At 71.5% G+C, this 16,786-nt stretch carries 11 protein-coding genes and 1 pseudogene; 1 reads left to right on the forward strand and 11 read right to left on the reverse strand.

Annotated features, from left to right (window positions below; all coding sequences use genetic code 11):
* Position 1 precedes the first annotated feature (1 nt).
* The 10 genes and pseudogenes from ACIHCQ_RS40835 to ACIHCQ_RS40880 all read right to left on the reverse strand — a co-directional run.
* Positions 2–374, reverse strand: a pseudogene (locus ACIHCQ_RS40835) (nicotinamide mononucleotide transporter); the annotation flags it as partial.
* 121 nt (positions 375–495) lie between these two features.
* A complete protein-coding gene (locus tag ACIHCQ_RS40840) occupies positions 496–1,650 on the reverse strand; it encodes a pseudouridine synthase (protein WP_399674066.1) in 1,155 nt (384 codons plus the stop codon).
* A complete protein-coding gene (gene scpB, locus ACIHCQ_RS40845) occupies positions 1,650–2,225 on the reverse strand; it encodes an SMC-Scp complex subunit ScpB (RefSeq protein WP_399674082.1) in 576 nt (191 codons plus the stop codon). Before scpB ends, ACIHCQ_RS40840 begins: the two co-directional genes overlap by 1 nt.
* Positions 2,226–2,257: 32 nt before the next feature.
* Entirely contained in the window at positions 2,258–3,337 is a 1,080-nt protein-coding gene (locus ACIHCQ_RS40850) for a segregation and condensation protein A (RefSeq protein ID WP_399674083.1), read from the reverse strand.
* A gap of 662 nt (positions 3,338–3,999) precedes the next feature.
* The gene (locus tag ACIHCQ_RS40855) at positions 4,000–4,578 is read right to left on the reverse strand and encodes a hypothetical protein (RefSeq protein ID WP_399674084.1); all 579 of its coding nucleotides are present in this window, start codon (positions 4,576–4,578) and stop codon (positions 4,000–4,002) included.
* Entirely contained in the window at positions 4,575–5,720 is a 1,146-nt protein-coding gene (locus ACIHCQ_RS40860; protein ID WP_399674085.1) for a ParA family protein, read from the reverse strand. The genes ACIHCQ_RS40855 and ACIHCQ_RS40860 overlap by 4 nt, the downstream gene beginning before the upstream one ends.
* Positions 5,721–6,101: 381 nt before the next feature.
* Entirely contained in the window at positions 6,102–7,217 is a 1,116-nt protein-coding gene (gene ald / locus ACIHCQ_RS40865; RefSeq protein WP_399674086.1) for an alanine dehydrogenase, read from the reverse strand.
* 162 nt (positions 7,218–7,379) lie between these two features.
* Positions 7,380–9,437: a tetratricopeptide repeat protein gene (locus tag ACIHCQ_RS40870; RefSeq protein ID WP_399674067.1), complete on the reverse strand. Its 2,058-nt coding sequence runs from the start codon at positions 9,435–9,437 to the stop codon at positions 7,380–7,382.
* 375 nt (positions 9,438–9,812) lie between these two features.
* Entirely contained in the window at positions 9,813–10,463 is a 651-nt protein-coding gene (locus tag ACIHCQ_RS40875; protein WP_399674068.1) for an NUDIX domain-containing protein, read from the reverse strand.
* Between the two features lie 10 nt (positions 10,464–10,473).
* Positions 10,474–12,168, reverse strand: a complete 1,695-nt coding sequence (locus ACIHCQ_RS40880; protein WP_399674069.1) for a CTP synthase — start codon at positions 12,166–12,168, stop codon at positions 10,474–10,476.
* A gap of 530 nt (positions 12,169–12,698) precedes the next feature.
* Between ACIHCQ_RS40880 and ACIHCQ_RS40885 the strand changes: the two genes are divergently transcribed.
* The gene (locus ACIHCQ_RS40885) at positions 12,699–14,501 is read left to right on the forward strand and encodes a glycoside hydrolase family 15 protein (protein ID WP_399674087.1); all 1,803 of its coding nucleotides are present in this window, start codon (positions 12,699–12,701) and stop codon (positions 14,499–14,501) included.
* A gap of 1,049 nt (positions 14,502–15,550) precedes the next feature.
* Here the strand turns inward: ACIHCQ_RS40885 and ACIHCQ_RS40890 are convergent.
* Positions 15,551–16,672, reverse strand: coding sequence for a glycosyltransferase family 4 protein (locus ACIHCQ_RS40890; RefSeq protein ID WP_399674070.1), 1,122 nt, complete (start codon positions 16,670–16,672; stop codon positions 15,551–15,553).
* Positions 16,673–16,786 lie beyond the last annotated feature (114 nt).

Here is a 16,786-nt window from a genome sequence, read left to right on the forward strand (position 1 = left end):
TCTGCCCGTACGTCGCCTGCAGCGACAGAGCGGTGGTGCGCGCGGATGATCCCCACCACCCCCGCCGCGAGCAGCCAGGTCCACTCGGTGCGCGTGGTACGACGCACCGGCAGCCCGTCGAGACCTGGTCCACCCCCGTGGGTCCAGGTCCACCAGCCGTACGCGGCGAGGGTGATGAAGACGATCTGGAGGCCCGCGTCCGCGTACAGGCCTGCCTGGGTGAAGAGCAGGATGAAGAAGAGGTGCCGGCGGGCGACGAGCCAGACGCAGAGCGCGCCGCTGCCGAAGCCGAGGACCTCGGTCCAGTTCACCGGAGTGTCGAGAACGGTGAACAGCGGCTGTTGCAGGGGTTCGACGATGTCCGCGAGACTCACACCCGTACTCCTTAATAGTCAGTTTGACTATAAAGGTGCGCGGGCCGGTCCCACAAGGCGCGGGAAGCCCGCGGCTCGGACGGCCGCGGGCTTCCCGTGTGAACTCTCGTACAGCGGGTCTCTAGAGACCGACTTCCTTCATCAGCATGCCGACCTCGGTGTTGGTCAGGCGGCGCAGCCAGCCGGACTTCTGGTCGCCCAGCGGGATCGGCCCGAAGGACGTCCGTACGAGCCGGTCGGCCGGGAAACCGGCCTCGGCCAGCATCCGGCGGACGATGTGCTTGCGGCCCTCGTGGAGGGTCACCTCGACCAGGTAGTTCTTGCCGGTGTTCTCCACGACGCGGAAGTGGTCGGCGCGGGCGTAGCCGTCCTCCAGCTGGATGCCGTCCTTGAGCCGCTTGCCGAGGTCGCGCGGGAGCGGGCCCTGGATGGCGGCGAGGTAGGTCTTCTTCACGCCGTACTTGGGGTGGGTCAGCCGGTGGGACAGCTCGCCGTGGTTGGTGAGCAGGATGATGCCCTCGGTCTCGGTGTCGAGCCGGCCGACGTGGAACAGGCGGGTCTCGCGGTTGGTGACGTAGTCACCGAGGCACTGGCGGCCGTCCGGGTCCTCCATGGTGGACACGACGCCGGCGGGCTTGTTCAGCGCGAAGAAGAGATGCGACTGGGTGGCGACGGTCAGTCCGTCGACCTTGATCTCGTCGTGCTGGGGGTCGACGCGCTTCCCCTGCTCGGTGACGATCTCGCCGTTGACCTCGACGCGGTGGCGCTCGATCAGCTCCTCGCAAGCACGGCGGGAGCCCATGCCCGCGCGGGCCAGCACCTTCTGCAGGCGCTCGCCTTCCTGGTCCGCGTCGGACGTGGTCCTGGGGGTCTTGACCTGCGGCTCGTCGGCGTACCTGTCCCGGTTGCGCTGCTCGATCTTGGCGTCGAGCTCACGGGAGCGGGCGGGCTCGCGCTGGCCGTGCGGGCCACGGCGCACGGGGCCCGCCTGCGGGGTCTTCGGGCCGCCCTTGGCGCCGCCGCGTGCTGCCGCGCCGCGTGCGCCGGCCGGCTTGGCACCGGCAGCGCCCGGCTTGCCGCCGCCCGGCCTGCCACCGCCCGGCTTGCCGCCGCCGCCCTGCTTGCCGCCCTCGGAACCCTGGCTGCCGCCGACGTCGTAACGGCGCTCCTCGGGACGGGGCCGGCCCGCGCGCTTCTGCTTGTCGTCGCGCCCCTTGCCACCGGCACCCCGAGGGTCCCGGTTGCCGCTTCCGCTGTTCCTGCCGCTGCTTCGCATCAAAGTTCCGTCTTGTCGTCTGCGTGTGTTTCCGGGGTGTCCGGTGCGTCCGGATCGAACGACGGCACACCCTCTTGTGTCTCGGCCTCGATCGCCTCCGCCTCCGGGAGGAAGGGCGCGAGCTCCGGGAGCTCGTCCAGGCCTCGCAGGCCCATCCGCTCCAGAAAGTAGTTCGTCGTCCTGTACAGGATCGCACCTGTTTCGGGTTCCGTGCCCGCCTCCTCGACCAGACCGCGCTGGAGGAGGGTCCGCATGACGCCGTCGCAGTTCACTCCGCGCACGGCCGAGACGCGCGATCGGCTGACCGGCTGGCGGTACGCGACGACCGCGAGGGTCTCCAGGGCGGCCTGGGTGAGCCGGGCGTGCTGCCCGTCCAGGACGAAGCGCTCGACGGAGTCGGCGTGCTCGGCCCGCGAGTAGAAGCGCCAGCCGCCTGCGACGAGCCGCAGCTCGAACCCGCGGCCCTGGACGGTGTACTCGTCGGCGAGCTCGCGCAGGGCGTCGGCGACGGCCCGGCGGGGCTGCTCCAGGACCTTGGCGAGGTGTTCCTCGGTGGCCGGCTCGTCGACGACCATGAGGACGGCTTCGAGGGCGGGCTTGAGCGCACTCACTCGTTCTGCTCCTGCTCCTGTTTCGGACGAACCTCTTGATCGAACTCATCGGTGAGGACGAGGCGCTCGTCACCGTCGCCGCCGGTCCAGCGGACCATCAGCTCGCCGAGGGCGTCCTCCTGCTCCAGGACGACGACTTTCTCGCGGTAGAGCTCCAGCAGCGCGAGGAACCGGGCGACGACGGTGAGCGTGTCGGGGGCGTCGGCGGCAAGCTCCCGGAAGCTCAGCTCCCCGGCCTCCCGCAGGCGCGCGACGACCACTTCGCCCTGTTCGCGTACGGACACGAGGGGTGCGTGGATGTGGTCGGTGTAGACCTGCGGCCTGGGCCTGGGCTGCATGGCTTTCACGGCGAGCTTGGCGAAGCCCTCGGCACCGATGCTGATGACAACCTCGGGCAGCAGCTCTGCGTGGTCCGGCTCAAGCCCGACGGTCCGCGGATAGCGCCTGCCCTCTTCCTCCAGCCGCGCGCTGAAGATCTCGGCGATCCGCTTGTACGCGCGGTACTGAAGCAGGCGCGCGAAGAGCAGGTCACGCGCTTCGAGCAGGGCGAGATCGGCTTCGTCCTCCACCTGGGCGGCGGGCAGCAGCCGGGCGGCCTTGAGGTCGAGCAGTGTCGCGGCGACGACGAGGAACTCGGTGGTCTGGTCGAGATCCCAGTCGGGCCCCATGGCCCGGATATGCACGATGAACTCGTCGGTGACCTTGGAGAGGGCGACCTCGGTCACATCGAGCTTGTGCTTGGAGATGAGCTGAAGGAGAAGGTCAAAGGGCCCTTCGAAGTTGTCGAGCCGCACGGTGAAGCGCCCGCCGTCGGCCCCTGAGGCGTCCGCCTCGCCCGCTTCCGGGTCCGGGGACACTACGCCCTGCCCGGCCCCGCCCGGCGCCCGCACACGCTCTCGCGGCCCGCCCGCCGCAGCGGCGCCCGGGGCGCCCTTCCGCGTGGCGGAGCCGCGCAACGAGGGCGCGTCCCTCTGCGGGTCGCCCGCCACGGGACGACCGGCTCCACGGGCAGACTCCGGAGCCGACGCCTCGTCCGCCTCCGCCGAGCGAGCCCCTTGCGCGGCTCTGCCGCGCAGCGGGCGCTCGCCGGGCTCAGACCCAGCCGTGCCCGGGGACTGCTCCTCACGCGCCTCCCGCGCGGGACCACCGGCTTCACCTTCGGCAAGCGCCGGGGCCGACGCCTCCCCCCTCGCGGTGCCCAGCGGGGGCGCGTCGCCCTGCGGACCGGCTTCACGCGGGACCGACGCCTCGTCCTCGGCGAAGCCCGCTCCTGAGGCCGAGTCCCCGCCCGCCTCCGGCTCCGCCTCAGTGGGGCCTGGAGACTGATGCCCCGCCGCCTCTCGCGCGGCGGAGCCGCGCAGCGGGCGCTCGCCCGGCTCACCGCCAACGGTGACTGGGACCGAGTCTCCGCCCGCCTCCGGCTCCGCGGCCTCCCCCAGCGGGCGCATGCCGTCCTGCGGACCGTCCTCTGCGGGACCGTCGGCTTCGCCTCGGGCGGGCCGCGCAGCCAAGGCTTCCGACGCCTCCCGCGCACCGTGACCAGGCTCCGCGGGGGCATCGGGCTCGGGCTCGGCCCGAGGCGACGACGCGCCCGGGCCGCCGCCCAGGTTGCGGCGCGCGGGGCGGGGCGAGGTGGGGATGTGGTCGTCCGTGGGGGGCATCGTCGTCCAGGGGCGGGAGGATCAGGCCGTGCAGCGCGAGGCTACTCCCCGTGCGCCCCGGCTCGCCTCCACGCTCCTCAGCGTCCGCGCAGGCGGCGTACGAGAATGCTCGCTTCGCCCCGCTGCTCAAGATCCGCCAGCACCACCGCCACCGCCTCGCGGACGATCCGCCCGCGGTCGACGGCCAGCCCGTGCTCACCGCGCAGCACCAGCCGCGCGTGCTCGAGGTCCATCAGTTCCTCGGCCGAGACGTAGACCGTGATCTTCTCGTCGTGGCGCTCACGGCCGCTGGGCCTGCGGTTCGCACCGCGCTGCCGACGGCGCGTCTGACCCGTCGGCGACACCGCGGCGGCTCCCGTGGCCGCCGACGTGTCCTGCGTGCGGCGCCCCTTGGACCCGTCCGCCGACGACGACGCCTGGCCACCCTCCGCGGCCCGGCTGCGGCCCTCCCCGGAGGAATCCGCGCCCGCGGCCGAGTGCTCCGCCGAGCGCTCCTCAGAAGACGGGGCGGACGACTCCGCCGGATCGCTCTCTCCCGCCGGCGCCGGCACCCGCGCCTCGCCGTTCGCCTTCCGGCGCTGCGACGCGGGCGAGGAAGCCTGCAGGGCCATGCCCCCCGTCGTACGGAACAGTTCGTCGGCCCCGGGCAGACTCACTCGGCGTGACACCGGGCGAGCACCTCCCTGGCGAGCTGACGGTACGCGGCGGCGCCGACCGAGTTGGAGGCGTATGTCGTGATCGGCTCACCGGCGACCGTGGTCTCCGGGAAGCGCACGGTCCGCCCGATCACCGTGTGGTAGACGTGATCGTCGAACGCCTCGACCACCCGCGCCAGCACCTCGCGGCTGTGCACCGTGCGCGAGTCGTACATGGTGGCCAGGATCCCGTCGAGTTCCAGGTCGGGGTTGAGCCGCTCCTGGACCTTCTCGATCGTCTCCGTCAGCAGCGCCACCCCACGCAGAGCGAAGAACTCGCACTCGAGCGGCACTATCACCTTGTGCGCCGCCGTCAGCGCGTTCACCGTGAGCAGCCCGAGCGAGGGCTGACAGTCGATCACGATGTAGTCGTAGTCCGCCAGCAGCGGCTTCAGCGCGCGCTGCAGCGTGGACTCGCGCGCGACCTCGCTGACCAACTGCACTTCCGCGGCCGACAGGTCGATATTGCTGGGCAGCAGGTCCATGTTCGGCACCGCGGTCTTCAGCAGTACCTCGTCCGCCTGCATGCCCCGCTCCATGAGCAGGTTGTAGACCGTGAGGTCGAGCTCCATCGGGTTGACGCCGAGGCCGACCGACAGCGCTCCCTGCGGGTCGAAGTCGACGAGCAGCACACGCCGTCCGTACTCCGCGAGCGCCGCACCCAGGTTGATGGTCGACGTCGTCTTGCCGACGCCGCCCTTCTGGTTGCACATCGCGATGATCGTCGCGGGACCGTGGTCGGTCAGCGGGCCCGGGATCGGGAAGTACGGCAGGGGCCGCCCGGTGGGGCCGATCCGCTCGCGGCGCTGACGGGCCGCGTCGGGCGCGAGGGTGGCCGCGTACTCGGGGTCGGGCTCGTACTCGGCATCGGGGTCGTAGAAGTGCCCCTCGGGGACTTCCTCGTAGGCGGCGAAGTGGGTGGACTCTCGGCCACTCTCGTTGCCGGCCATGGCGTTCACGTGTTGGCCGTCCATCGTCTTCATCGTGTGGGCTGTCGTCATGTGCGTCGTGTGCCGGTGTGTCGCGAAGGTACGGACAGCGACGGAGCCGACAGCCGCGAGCCCGGGCTGCTCTGCTGATGGAACCCGGCCCCGTGCGGGAATTCCTGGTTGACCACCCCCGGGAGTAAATGTCGACTCATTCACAAGTCGTCTTACCTCCTTGGACGCAACCAGGAAACTTATCGATAGGTCAGCGTGGCACCATGCCGACGGTTGGCGACTCTATGGCGTGTCACCGCTCCGCAGCAACACAATCCACCGGACCCGGCCCGATGTGTCGGCAACCGAACACCCTTCTGTCAAGGGCGCTCAGGAGTCTCGACGTGACACGGCCCACACGTTCCGCAGGGGTGCGAAACGGTTGAAGCGTTATGTTCCAGGCGAGTTGAACGAGTGTCGCAAAGTGGTCCTATACCCACCATGCCGGACCTCGCACAGCAAGGTCCGGCAGCGGGCCTGAGATTGACGGCGCGCGTTGACGGCTCAGCCGAGAAGGGCGGCCAGTTCGACGCTCGACAGGCCGTGCGCCTCGGCCACCGGGCCGTAAACAACCTGGCCGTCATGGGTGTTGAGGCCCTTGGCGAGCGCTTCGTCGCGGCGCAGCGCCTCGACCCAGCCGCGGTTCGCGAGCTCCACGATGTAGGGAAGCGTCGCGTTTGTGAGGGCGTAGGTGGAAGTACGGGGCACCGCGCCCGGCATATTCGCGACGCAGTAGAAGACCGAGCCGTGGACCGGGAAGGTCGGCTCGGCGTGCGTCGTCGGACGCGAATCCTCGAAGCAACCACCTTGGTCGATTGCAATGTCGACAAGTACACTTCCGGGCTTCATCTTGGCGACAAGCTCGTTGGTGACCAGTTTCGGAGCCTTGGCGCCCGGGATGAGAACGGCCCCGATGACGAGGTCCGCGTCGACGACGGCGCGCTCCAGTTCGTACGCGTTGGAGACGATGGTCTGCACCTTGGTCCCGAAGACCTTGTCGGCCTCGCGCAGCTTGTTGATGTCCCGGTCGAGCAGCGTGACATGGAAGCCCATGCCGACGGCGATCTGCGTGGCGCTCCAGCCGGAGACGCCGCCGCCGATGACGACGGCACGGCCGGCCGCGGTGCCGGGGACGCCGCCGGGCAGTACGCCACGGCCGCCGGCCGAGCGCATCAGGTGGTACGCGCCGACCTGCGGGGCGAGGCGGCCCGCGACCTCGGACATCGGGGCGAGCAGCGGCAGCGCGCGGTTCGCGGTTTCCACCGTCTCGTACGCGATGGCGGTCGTACCCGACTCCAGCAGGGCGTCCGTGCACTCACGGGAGGCGGCCAGGTGCAGATAGGTGAAGAGCGTCTGGTCCTTGCGGAGGCGGTGGTACTCCTCGGCGATGGGCTCCTTGACCTTCAGCAGCAGGTCGGCGGTGGCCCAGACCTCGTCGGCGGTGGGCAGCATCCGCCCGCCGGCGGCGATGTACTCGTCGTCCGTGATCGAGGAGCCGAGGCCGGCGTCCCGCTCGATGAAAACCTGGTGGCCGTGGCGCACCAGCTCGTGCACACCGGCGGGGGTGATCGCCACCCGGAACTCGTTGTTCTTGACCTCGCGGGGGATGCCGACCTTCACGTCGCTCACGGTCCTTGACTCAGGGGATACAGCGGGCATTGCCATACATACCCGGATACACGTGGCGTACCAGGGAACGCCATGGCAACACATGGCTGAGCCAGTCTAATGAAGGACTTCTCTCTGTCTAGCCTTACAAAGCAATAATCTTTAGTCGAAGTGCTACGGATTTCGTAGGTCGAGCTCCTCCGAGCCCTCAGGTCCCCCAGATGTCTCCTGCCGGAGCTCATGGCCGGCCTCATCGCTCAGCAGTCTCTCCGCCGTCGTCCGGTGCAGCCGGGCCGCCGCCGGGTCGCCGAGCCGGTCGAGGGTGTCGGCCAGCCTGAGCTGCAGAGCCGCCTGCAGCCGTACGTCCCCGGCCCGCCGCGCCCAGTCCACCGCCTCGTGGCAGGTGCGCAGCGACTCCTCGGGGCGGCCGGCGTATTCCTGTACGCGGGCGGCCTCGCTCAAGGCCCTCGCCTGGGCGGGGAGGTCGCCGAGCCTGCGGTAGCCCGCGACCGCGGCCCGCCAGGAGCGCAGGGCCTCGCCGTACCGGCCCGCGTAGGTGTGCACGGCGGCGAGACGGCCGTACAGCCGGGCCTCGTCGGCCGACTCGCCGCGCGCCTGCCGCTGGGACAGCGCCCGGCCGTACCAGTCGGCGGCCCGCTGCCAGTCCTCCAGGTCCTGGTGGGCGCCGCCGAGGGATTCCATCGCGCGGCCGGTCGCGTACGGGTCGTTCGCTGCCTGTCCGGCGTCGAGCGCGGCCCGGTAGCGGACCAGCGCGTCCCGGCCTCGGCCGGTCCGCGCGTCGAGGTCGGCGAGGTTGAGCAGGGCGGCGGCCTGCTCCCGGTGCAGCCCGCGGCGTTCCGCGACGCCGAGCACCAGTTGGTGCAGGCCGTAGAGGTCGGGGGCCGCGGCATCGGTGCCGCGGTGTGCGGCCAGTGCCCGGACCAGGGCCGCGACGAGGCGGCGCGCCAGGGTGTCCAGCTCGCCGTCCTCCACGGCGAGGCGGGCGGCGGCCAGCAGGGCGGGCTGCCGGGTGTGCAGCCACTCGGCGGCGGCGGACGCGTCGGCGAAGCGCAGGGAGCGGGGCAGTCCGGCCAGCTGCCGCCTGGCCGCGGAGCCGGGCGGCTCGGCGACCGCCCGGCAGGAGTGCAACTGCCGTACGGTCCGCTCCAGCATCCGGGCCCGGGCGAGCTGCACCTCGGCCGGGCGGTCGTGCTCCTCCATCAGGGCACGCAGCAGGGGCGCGAGACAGCCCGGTACCTCGTACCGGTCGCCGACGCGGCGCAGCAGAGCCAGGGCGACGAAGTCGTCCAGCGTCGACTGCGCGGTGGAGAGCGAGCAGCCCGCCAGCGCGGAGGCGGTGTGGGCGTCGGCGATCCCGGCGGGCGCGATGGCCAACAGGCGCAGCATCCCGGCGGCGGACACCGGCAGGGACTCGTAGACCAGCCGGAAGGCGCGGGCCAGCGGCCGGGCGCTCTGGGGCAGCTCGCCGTCGTCCGGCAGCCCGCGCAGCCGTCTGACCACATCGGCGACCGATGTCATGTTCCTGCCCGCGAGCCAGCCGCCGACCAGGGCGAGTGCGGCGGGCTGCCCGCCGCACTCCTCCGCGATGGATTCGGCGGCCTGCGGGTCCACGGTGATCCGGACCGATCCGGCGAAGGCAGCGAGCAGCACCATGGCGGTCTTCGCGTCCATGCCGCCGAGCGTGCACGGCCGTACGTCGGGGATGCCGGTGAGCGGACCCTCGGCCACGGCGACGGCCAGGCAGTCGGGGTTGTCGGGCAGCAGCGGATCGACCTGCTCGGCGTCGGCCGCGTCGTCGAGGAGCAGCAGCGTACGGCGTACGGCGAGGGCTTCGCGCACCATCTCGGTGAGCTCGTCCTCGCCCGCGCCGGGCGGCGAGACGATACCGAGCGAGTCGAGGAGTCCGCGGGCCGCCTGCGCGACGGGCACCCGGCGTCCGCCCGGCTCGGTCAGCCGGGTACGCAGCAACCCGTCCGGATAGTCACCGGCAAGCCGGCGGACCAGCTCCTCGGCGAGGGCGGTACGCCCGGAGCCGGGCCGCCCGGCGATCAGCAGCACCCGGGCGCGCGGGGATTTGCGGCCTGCGATGGTGTCCAGTCCGGCGCGCTCGATGTCGGCCCGCAGGGCCTTCAACTCCCGCTGTCGGCCGTAGAACCGCCCCGAAGACGCCGCCCTGGCAGGGCCGTCCGGGTCCACCGCCTGATCCGCCACGGGCCACGCTCCCGTCCGTCCGCGCACGAGCCGAGCCCGCAGGGAATCCGCGCGGGCGTTCCGAGCGTAGTTCACGCTCTGCGACGATCCGTGCGGAGCACGGCGGGGCTTCGCCCGATCGGATCAGCAGATGGTCGGATGACCGCGTTATGTGTCGGGTGGGCGCGGTCGGGCGGCCTGCTCGACGCCCTCAGGGGTGCGTCGCGCCTCGGCGCCGCTCGGCCGGTCAAGGCGGGGCCCAGGCCGGTTCAGTCCCCGGCCCGGGGCCCGGTCCGGCCCGGCCGGGAAGCTGTTCGGCCCGCTCGGCGGCGCGTTCGGGGCCCGCTCAGTCCGCTCGGCGCGGGGCGATCATGCCTCTCACGCCTCTCACGCCTCTCACGCCTCGAACGGGCGGGCCGGCCACGGTGCCTCCGCCGGGCGCAGCACGTCCATGCCGCCCGCCGCCTCGCCCTCGGGCCCGGCGTGCAGAACAGCCGTCACCGCCAGGACGCCCACCGCCAGGCAGGTGTTGTGCAGCTCCCCGGCGAGCACACCCCGTACGAGCTCGGCGAGCGGAACCCGAGCCAGTTCCATGTCGGCCTCCTCCTCGGAGACCTCGAAACGCTCCCCCTCCGCCTCCGACAGATCGCGAGCGAGGAAGATCCGTACGGCCTCGTCGCAGCCGCCCGGCGTCGTGTAGACATCCGTCAGCACCCGCCAGTCCTCCGCCTTGACGTGGGCCTCCTCGTACAGCTCGCGCTGCGCCGCGTGCAGCGGGTTCTCCCCCTCCACGTCCAGCAGCCCTGCCGGGATCTCCCAGAGCTTCTGGCGCACGGGGTGCCGGTACTGGCGCAGCACCAGGACCCGGCCCAGGTCATCGAGCGCGACGATCGCCACGGAACCGGGGTGCACCTGGTAGTCACGGGTCACGACGGTGCCGTCGGGCATGACCACATCGTCCGTGCGGACGCTGGTCTTGTTGCCCTGGAAGGGGGTCCTGGTCGCGGTGACCCGCCACTCTTCGGGCGTGTCCTTGATGGTGGCCATGGGTCCTGCCTCACTTGCCCGTCGTGTTGGTCTTACCCGTAGGACGCGTCTGACCGGTCTTGCGCTCCACCGCGGCCTTGACCAGTCCGGCGAAGAGCGGGTGCGGACGCGTCGGGCGGGAGCGCAGCTCCGGGTGCGCCTGCGTGGCGACCAGGTAGGGGTGCGTCTGGCGCGGGTACTCGACGTACTCGACCAGCTTGTTGTCCGGCGAGGTGCCCGAGAAGACGATGCCCGCCTTCTTTTCCAGCTCCGTGCGGTAGGCGTTGTTCACCTCGTAGCGGTGGCGGTGGCGCTCCTCGACGTACGGCTGATCGCCGTACGCCTCCCGCACGACCGAGCCCTCGGCGAGCTTGGCCGGATAGAGGCCCAGGCGCATGGTGCCACCCAGGTCGCCCGCGCCCTCGACGTACGCCAGCTGCTCCTCCATCGTGGAGATCACCGGGTGGGCGGTGGCGGCGTCGAACTCTGTGGAGTTGGCGTCGGGGATCTCGGCGAGGTTCCGCGCGGCCTCGATGACGATGCACTGCAGGCCCAGGCAGAGGCCCAGCAGCGGGATCTTGTTCTCGCGGGCGAACTGGATCGCGCCGACCTTGCCGCTCACGCCGCGGTCGCCGAACCCGCCCGGAATGCAGATCCCGTCGACGTCGGCGAGCTGGCGCCGCGCGTCGGCCTGGGTCTTGCAGTCGTCGGAGGTGACCCACTTGATCGTGACGCGGGCCTTATTGGCGAAGCCGCCGGCGCGCAGCGCCTCGATCACCGAGAGATACGCGTCGGGGAGGTCGATGTACTTGCCGACGAGCGCGACCGTGACCTCGTGGTCGGGGTTGTGGACGCGGTCCAGCAGGTCGTCCCACGTCGTCCAGTCGACATCGCGGAACGCCAGGTCCAGCTTGCGTACGACGTACGCGTCCAGACCCTCGGTGTGCAGCACCTTGGGGATGTCGTAGATCGACTTGGCGTCGATACAGGCGACCACGGCGGCCTCGTCCACGTCGCACATCAGCGAGATCTTGCGCTTGATGGCGGTCGGCACCTCGCGGTCGGCTCGCAGCACGATCGCGTCCGGCTGGATACCGATGTTGCGCAGCGCCGCGACCGAGTGCTGGGTCGGCTTGGTCTTCAGCTCACCGGACGGGCCGATGTACGGAAGCAGTGAGATGTGCACCACAAACACGTTGTCCCGGCCGACCTCGTGGCGGACCTGGCGGACGGTCTCCAGGAACGGCAGCGACTCGATGTCGCCGACCGTGCCGCCGACCTCCGTGATCACGACATCGACGTCTTCGGAGGCCATACGCCGGATGCGGTGCTTGATCTCGTTGGTGATGTGCGGGATGACCTGCACGGTGTCGCCCAGGTACTCGCCGCGGCGCTCTTTGGCGATGACCGTGGAGTAGACCTGGCCGGTGGTGACGTTGGCCGAGCCGTCGAGGTCGACGTCGAGGAAGCGCTCGTAGTGGCCGATGTCCAGGTCGGTCTCGGCGCCGTCGTTGGTGACGAATACCTCGCCGTGCTGGAACGGATTCATCGTGCCCGGGTCGACGTTCAGGTACGGGTCGAGCTTCTGCATGGTGACCCGCAGCCCGCGTGCCTTGAGCAGCGCGCCCAGGCTGGACGCCGTGAGGCCCTTGCCGAGGGAGGAGGCGACGCCGCCGGTGACGAAGATGTGCTTGGTCGTCGCGGATGTCGAGGATCGAGTCGGCATCGCCAAGAGGGGGCTCCCGTGGTCGCGAGGTGAGGTGCGTACCGGCGGCCCTCCCAGGGGGTCGGGGGGCGCCGTAGCTGCGGTTTCGGGGCCTGCGTACCGCGCAGAAACTGTGCGGGACGGCCACCGGTCCACGGGGTACCAGGGTATCAGCGACGACGGGAGCCCGCTTCCGGCCCTGCCGGCCCTTGGGCCGCGGCCGGTCGCCCGGTGTCACCTGCGCGGTCACGTTGGCAGCCCGTTTCACCTGCGAAACACTCGTCACTCACTGACCCCTTACCTGCGGGTCACCGCTGCCCTACGCTTGCTCACCTGTAGCTCACCCGTTCGGCGCACCTGCGTTGCCGAGAGGGGCGCGCAGATAGTCAGGACGCGTCGTATCCTGCTCGGACACTCGCTGCCGAGCCGAGTCGGCAAACGGCACCTTCCCCGTTCGTCAGCCGGAATATCCGTGCTCGTCAACGACCCCCCTGACTTGACCGCAGTAAGCGCCCCGCGGGGCGAACGTGGCCGTTCGACTGGAGATGCACGTGGCCGGGCGCATCGAGGATTACGCACTAATCGGAGACATGCAGACCGCAGCCCTGGTCTGCCGGGACGGCACGGTGGACTGGCTGTGCCTGCCCCGCTTCGACTCGCATGCCGTCTTCGCCGGACTGCTCGGCACGGACGAACACGGTTTCTGGAGGCTTGGCCCGGCGTATGCCGCGGAAGCGAAGCCTCCGGCGGCCAATCGCCGCCGCTACCGCGGGGACTCGCTGATCCTCGAATCGGAGTGGGACACGCCGCGCGGCACGGTCCGTGTGACGGATTTCATGCCGCCGCGCGACGGCGCACCGCAGGTGGTCCGGATCGTGGAGGGCGTGAGCGGACGGGTGCCGATGCGCTCGGCGCTGCGCATGCGCTTCAGCTACGGGCGGGTGGTGCCGTGGGTTCACAAGGTCGACGGGCGTACGGTCGCCGTCGCCGGGCCCGACTCGGTGTGGCTGGACACGTCCACGGAGACGTACGGCAAGAACCTCACGACGTACTCCGACTTCACAGTCGCTCCGGGCGACCGGATCGCCTTCACGATCAGCTGGCAGCCCTCGCACCATCAGCCGCCCGCGCTGCCCGACCCCGAAGGGGCGCTGGACGCGACGGCGGAGTTCTGGCGGGAGTGGGTCGAGCAGTGCACGTACCACGGGCCCTACCGGGAGGCCGTGGTCCGCTCGCTGATCACGCTGAAGGCGCTGACGTACGCGCCGACGGGCGGGATCGTCGCGGCGCCGACGACGTCGCTGCCGGAGGAGATCGGCGGCGTACGGAACTGGGACTACCGCTACACCTGGCTGCGGGACGCCGCGATCACCCTGTCGTCGCTGCTGCGCACCGGCTACCGCGAGGAAGCGCGGGCGTGGCGCGAATGGCTGCTGCGGGCGGTCGCGGGCGACCCGGAGAACCTGCAGATCATGTACGGGATCGCGGGCGAACGGGAGCTGGGCGAGGCCGAGTTGGACTGGCTGCCGGGGTATGAGAACTCCGGCCCGGTACGGGTGGGCAACGGCGCGGCGCACCAGCTTCAGCTGGATGTGTACGGCGAGGTCACCGAGGCGCTGCACCTGGCGCATATGACGGGTCTGGCGCGCAACGACTACGCGTCGCTGCTGCAGCTCAAGCTGATCCGCTATCTGGAGAAGCACTGGGACCAGCCGGACGAGGGCATCTGGGAGGTGCGCGGGCCGCGACGGCACTTCGTGCACTCGAAGGTGATGGCGTGGGTCGCGGTGGACCGCACGATCAAGCTGATCGAGTCGGGGGACGCGGACGGGCCGTTGGAGCGGTGGCGGGAGATGCGGGACGACATCCACCGCGATGTGTGCGAGAAGGGTTACGACCAGGAGCGCAACACCTTCACGCAGTCGTACGGCTCGAAGGAGCTGGACGCGTCGTTGCTGCTGATCCCGCAGATGGGCTTCCTGCCGCCGGACGACAAGCGGGTCATCGGCACGATCGAGGCGATCCAGCGGGAGCTGTCGACGGAGGACGGCTTCGTCATGCGCTACCCGACGGCGGGCGAGGAAGCGGGCGTCGACGGCCTGGAGGGCGACGAGGGCGCGTTCCTGGCGTGCTCGTTCTGGCTGGCGGACGACCTGGCGATGATCGGCAGGGTGGACGAGGCCCGGCGCCTGTTCGAGAAGCTGCTGGGGCTGCGGAACGACTTGGGGCTGCTGGCGGAGGAGTGGGACTCGAAGCTGCAGCGGCAGGTGGGGAACTTCCCGCAGGCGTTCAGCCACGTGCCGCTGATCGACACGGCACTGCGGCTGACGGCGTCGGGGGCGTACGGGGGGTAAGGGGTAGGGGCGTAGGGGGCTGTGGGATCCCAGATCCCGTGTCCTTTTCCCACCGACGATGTCCACCGCGTGGCCAACAGGATACGGGGATGGGAATCCGCAGGTAAAGCGCCCCCTGCCGAGCCAGGAGCGGCGGCCGCGGCAGAGGAAGTGGACACGTCCACGGGACGACCACCAGCGGACACCGAGCGGGACGACCACGAAACCCGCTGGTCAGAGCGATTCCAGTGGACAGCCCAACGCGGAACCTACAGGGGCGCCCGGGTGCGTGGCCCGGCCCTGGGCGCGCCCGGGGCACACCCAGGGGGCTGCCGGGGCCCGCGCCGGATGCCGAGGGCAAACCCGCACCCGGCGCGGGACGGGTACACCGCTGTGCCGTGCCCGCCACGAAGCCGGCACACGGGTGTGCGGGGCGTCGACCCCGCTCGGCCTTCCCCGGGGCCCGTGCCTGCCACCCCGGTCGGGCCGTGCGGGAGGCTCGACATTGCCTGGCTTCTCCCCGGGATCCCCACACACCGCCTTCCCCGCGCCGTGCAGTCGGCGCACCGGGGTGCGGGGCTCGGCCCCCGCACCCACCTCCCCGGCAGGCAACGAGCAGTTAGGGGGAGCCCCGCCACCGGGAACGGGACACAGACGGCGGGGCCCATGACGCATCACGGTGCGGGGCGAACCACCCCCACGCACCGTCTTCCCGCGCCGCGAAGCCGACGCAGGGGGCCTTTGCCCCCGCCCCCGCCTCCACCTCGCCCGGTGAACGGGAACGCGCGGGCGGGCGGGGAGCCCTCCGCCGAGTCCGGATGCAAGCACCCGGACCCATGACGTACTCAGAGGCCGGGGCCCACGCGCCGAGGGCAAACCCGCCCCCAGGTCCCACACATCGCCTCCCCCACGCCGCGAAGCCGACGCACCGAGGCCCGGTGGCCCGCCTCCCGTTACGGAATAGGGGTCCCCCAGAGGGCCCGCCTCCCGGACCGATGACGTATCCGGGGGCTCCAGCCCCACAGGCCGCCCGCCTCGCGCAGGGCAGGGGAAACCCCCGCCCCCGCACCTCAGCCTCGCGCCACCACCTCGTCGTACACGCTCAAGACCTGGGCCACCGTCTCGTCCTCCGTCGGCCACGTCCCCGCCTGCGCCCGTCCCGCCCGCACCAGCTCGTCCCGCCGCCCCGCGTCGCCCAGCAGCCGCGCCACCGCCTCGCCGAGCGCGCCCGCGTCCCCGTACGGAACCAGCTCCGCCGCGTCGCCCACCAGCTCCGGGACCCCACCCACCGACGTCGCCACCAGCGGGACGCCCAGGTGCAGAGCCTCCTGGGCCAGCAGCGAGCGGGCCTCCCAGCGGCTCGGGAGGATCGCCAGGTCCGCCGCCGCCAGGAGGTCGGCGATGTCGTCGCGGCGGCCCACCAGCCGCACCGGGAGGGCCTCCGCCTCGATGCGGCGCTGGAGCGCGCCCCGCTGCCGGCCCTCCCCCGCGATCACCAGCAGCGGCACCGGGTCCAGCTCGCGCCACTGCCCGGCCGCGTCCAGCAGTGTTTCGTAGCCCCGGTGCGGCACCAGGCTTCCCACGGCCATCAGCAACGGGCGGTCGACAGCACCCAGTTCGGCACGCGCCTTGCCCTCCTGGCCCTCATCCTCGACGTCCTCGCCATCCTCGCCGACCCGCGGCGCCGGCACAGGCACAGGCACCGCCACCGGTGCGAGGCGAGCGTCCCGCGCGCCCTGGGAGCGGGCCCGGTCGACCAGCTCCGAGCAGGTGCCGAGCACAACCGCCGCCGCCCGCGCCGCCCTTCGCTCCAGCAGGCGCAGCACCCGGCCCCGCGCGCCCTCGTCGTGCGCCCGCGTGTGCCAGGTGACGACCAAGGGGACGCGCGGCATGCGCTGGCCGCTCAGCGCCAGCGTTGTGCGTACGGCGGCGTGCAAGCCGTGCGCGTGCACCACGTCCGCTCCCACGCACACCGCACGCAACGCCGCCACCGTCGCCGGGTCGCCGCGCCGCGGCACGGGCGCGAACTCCGCCCCGACGCCGACGAAATCGTAGAGGCGGTCCAGTTCGGCGGGGGCGCACACCGTCACCCGCACGCCCCGCGCCACCAGCCCCGCCGCCAGCGATCTGACGTGCGCGCTGCTGCCCGCACTGCCGCCGCCCAGCACTTGGACCGTACGAAGCTGTGTCACTCGCCAAGGATGCCAGTCCGTACGCGCGTTCCGGCACCGCCGACGCGTCGATCCGTCGTACCACTCACATAGGTGATCCCTCGCACGGAGATCCGTCTCACAGGGCTCCGGCCA

The organism is Streptomyces sp. NPDC052236 (assembly GCF_044548015.1).
In the GTDB taxonomy this organism is placed as follows: Bacteria; Actinomycetota; Actinomycetes; order Streptomycetales; family Streptomycetaceae; genus Streptomyces.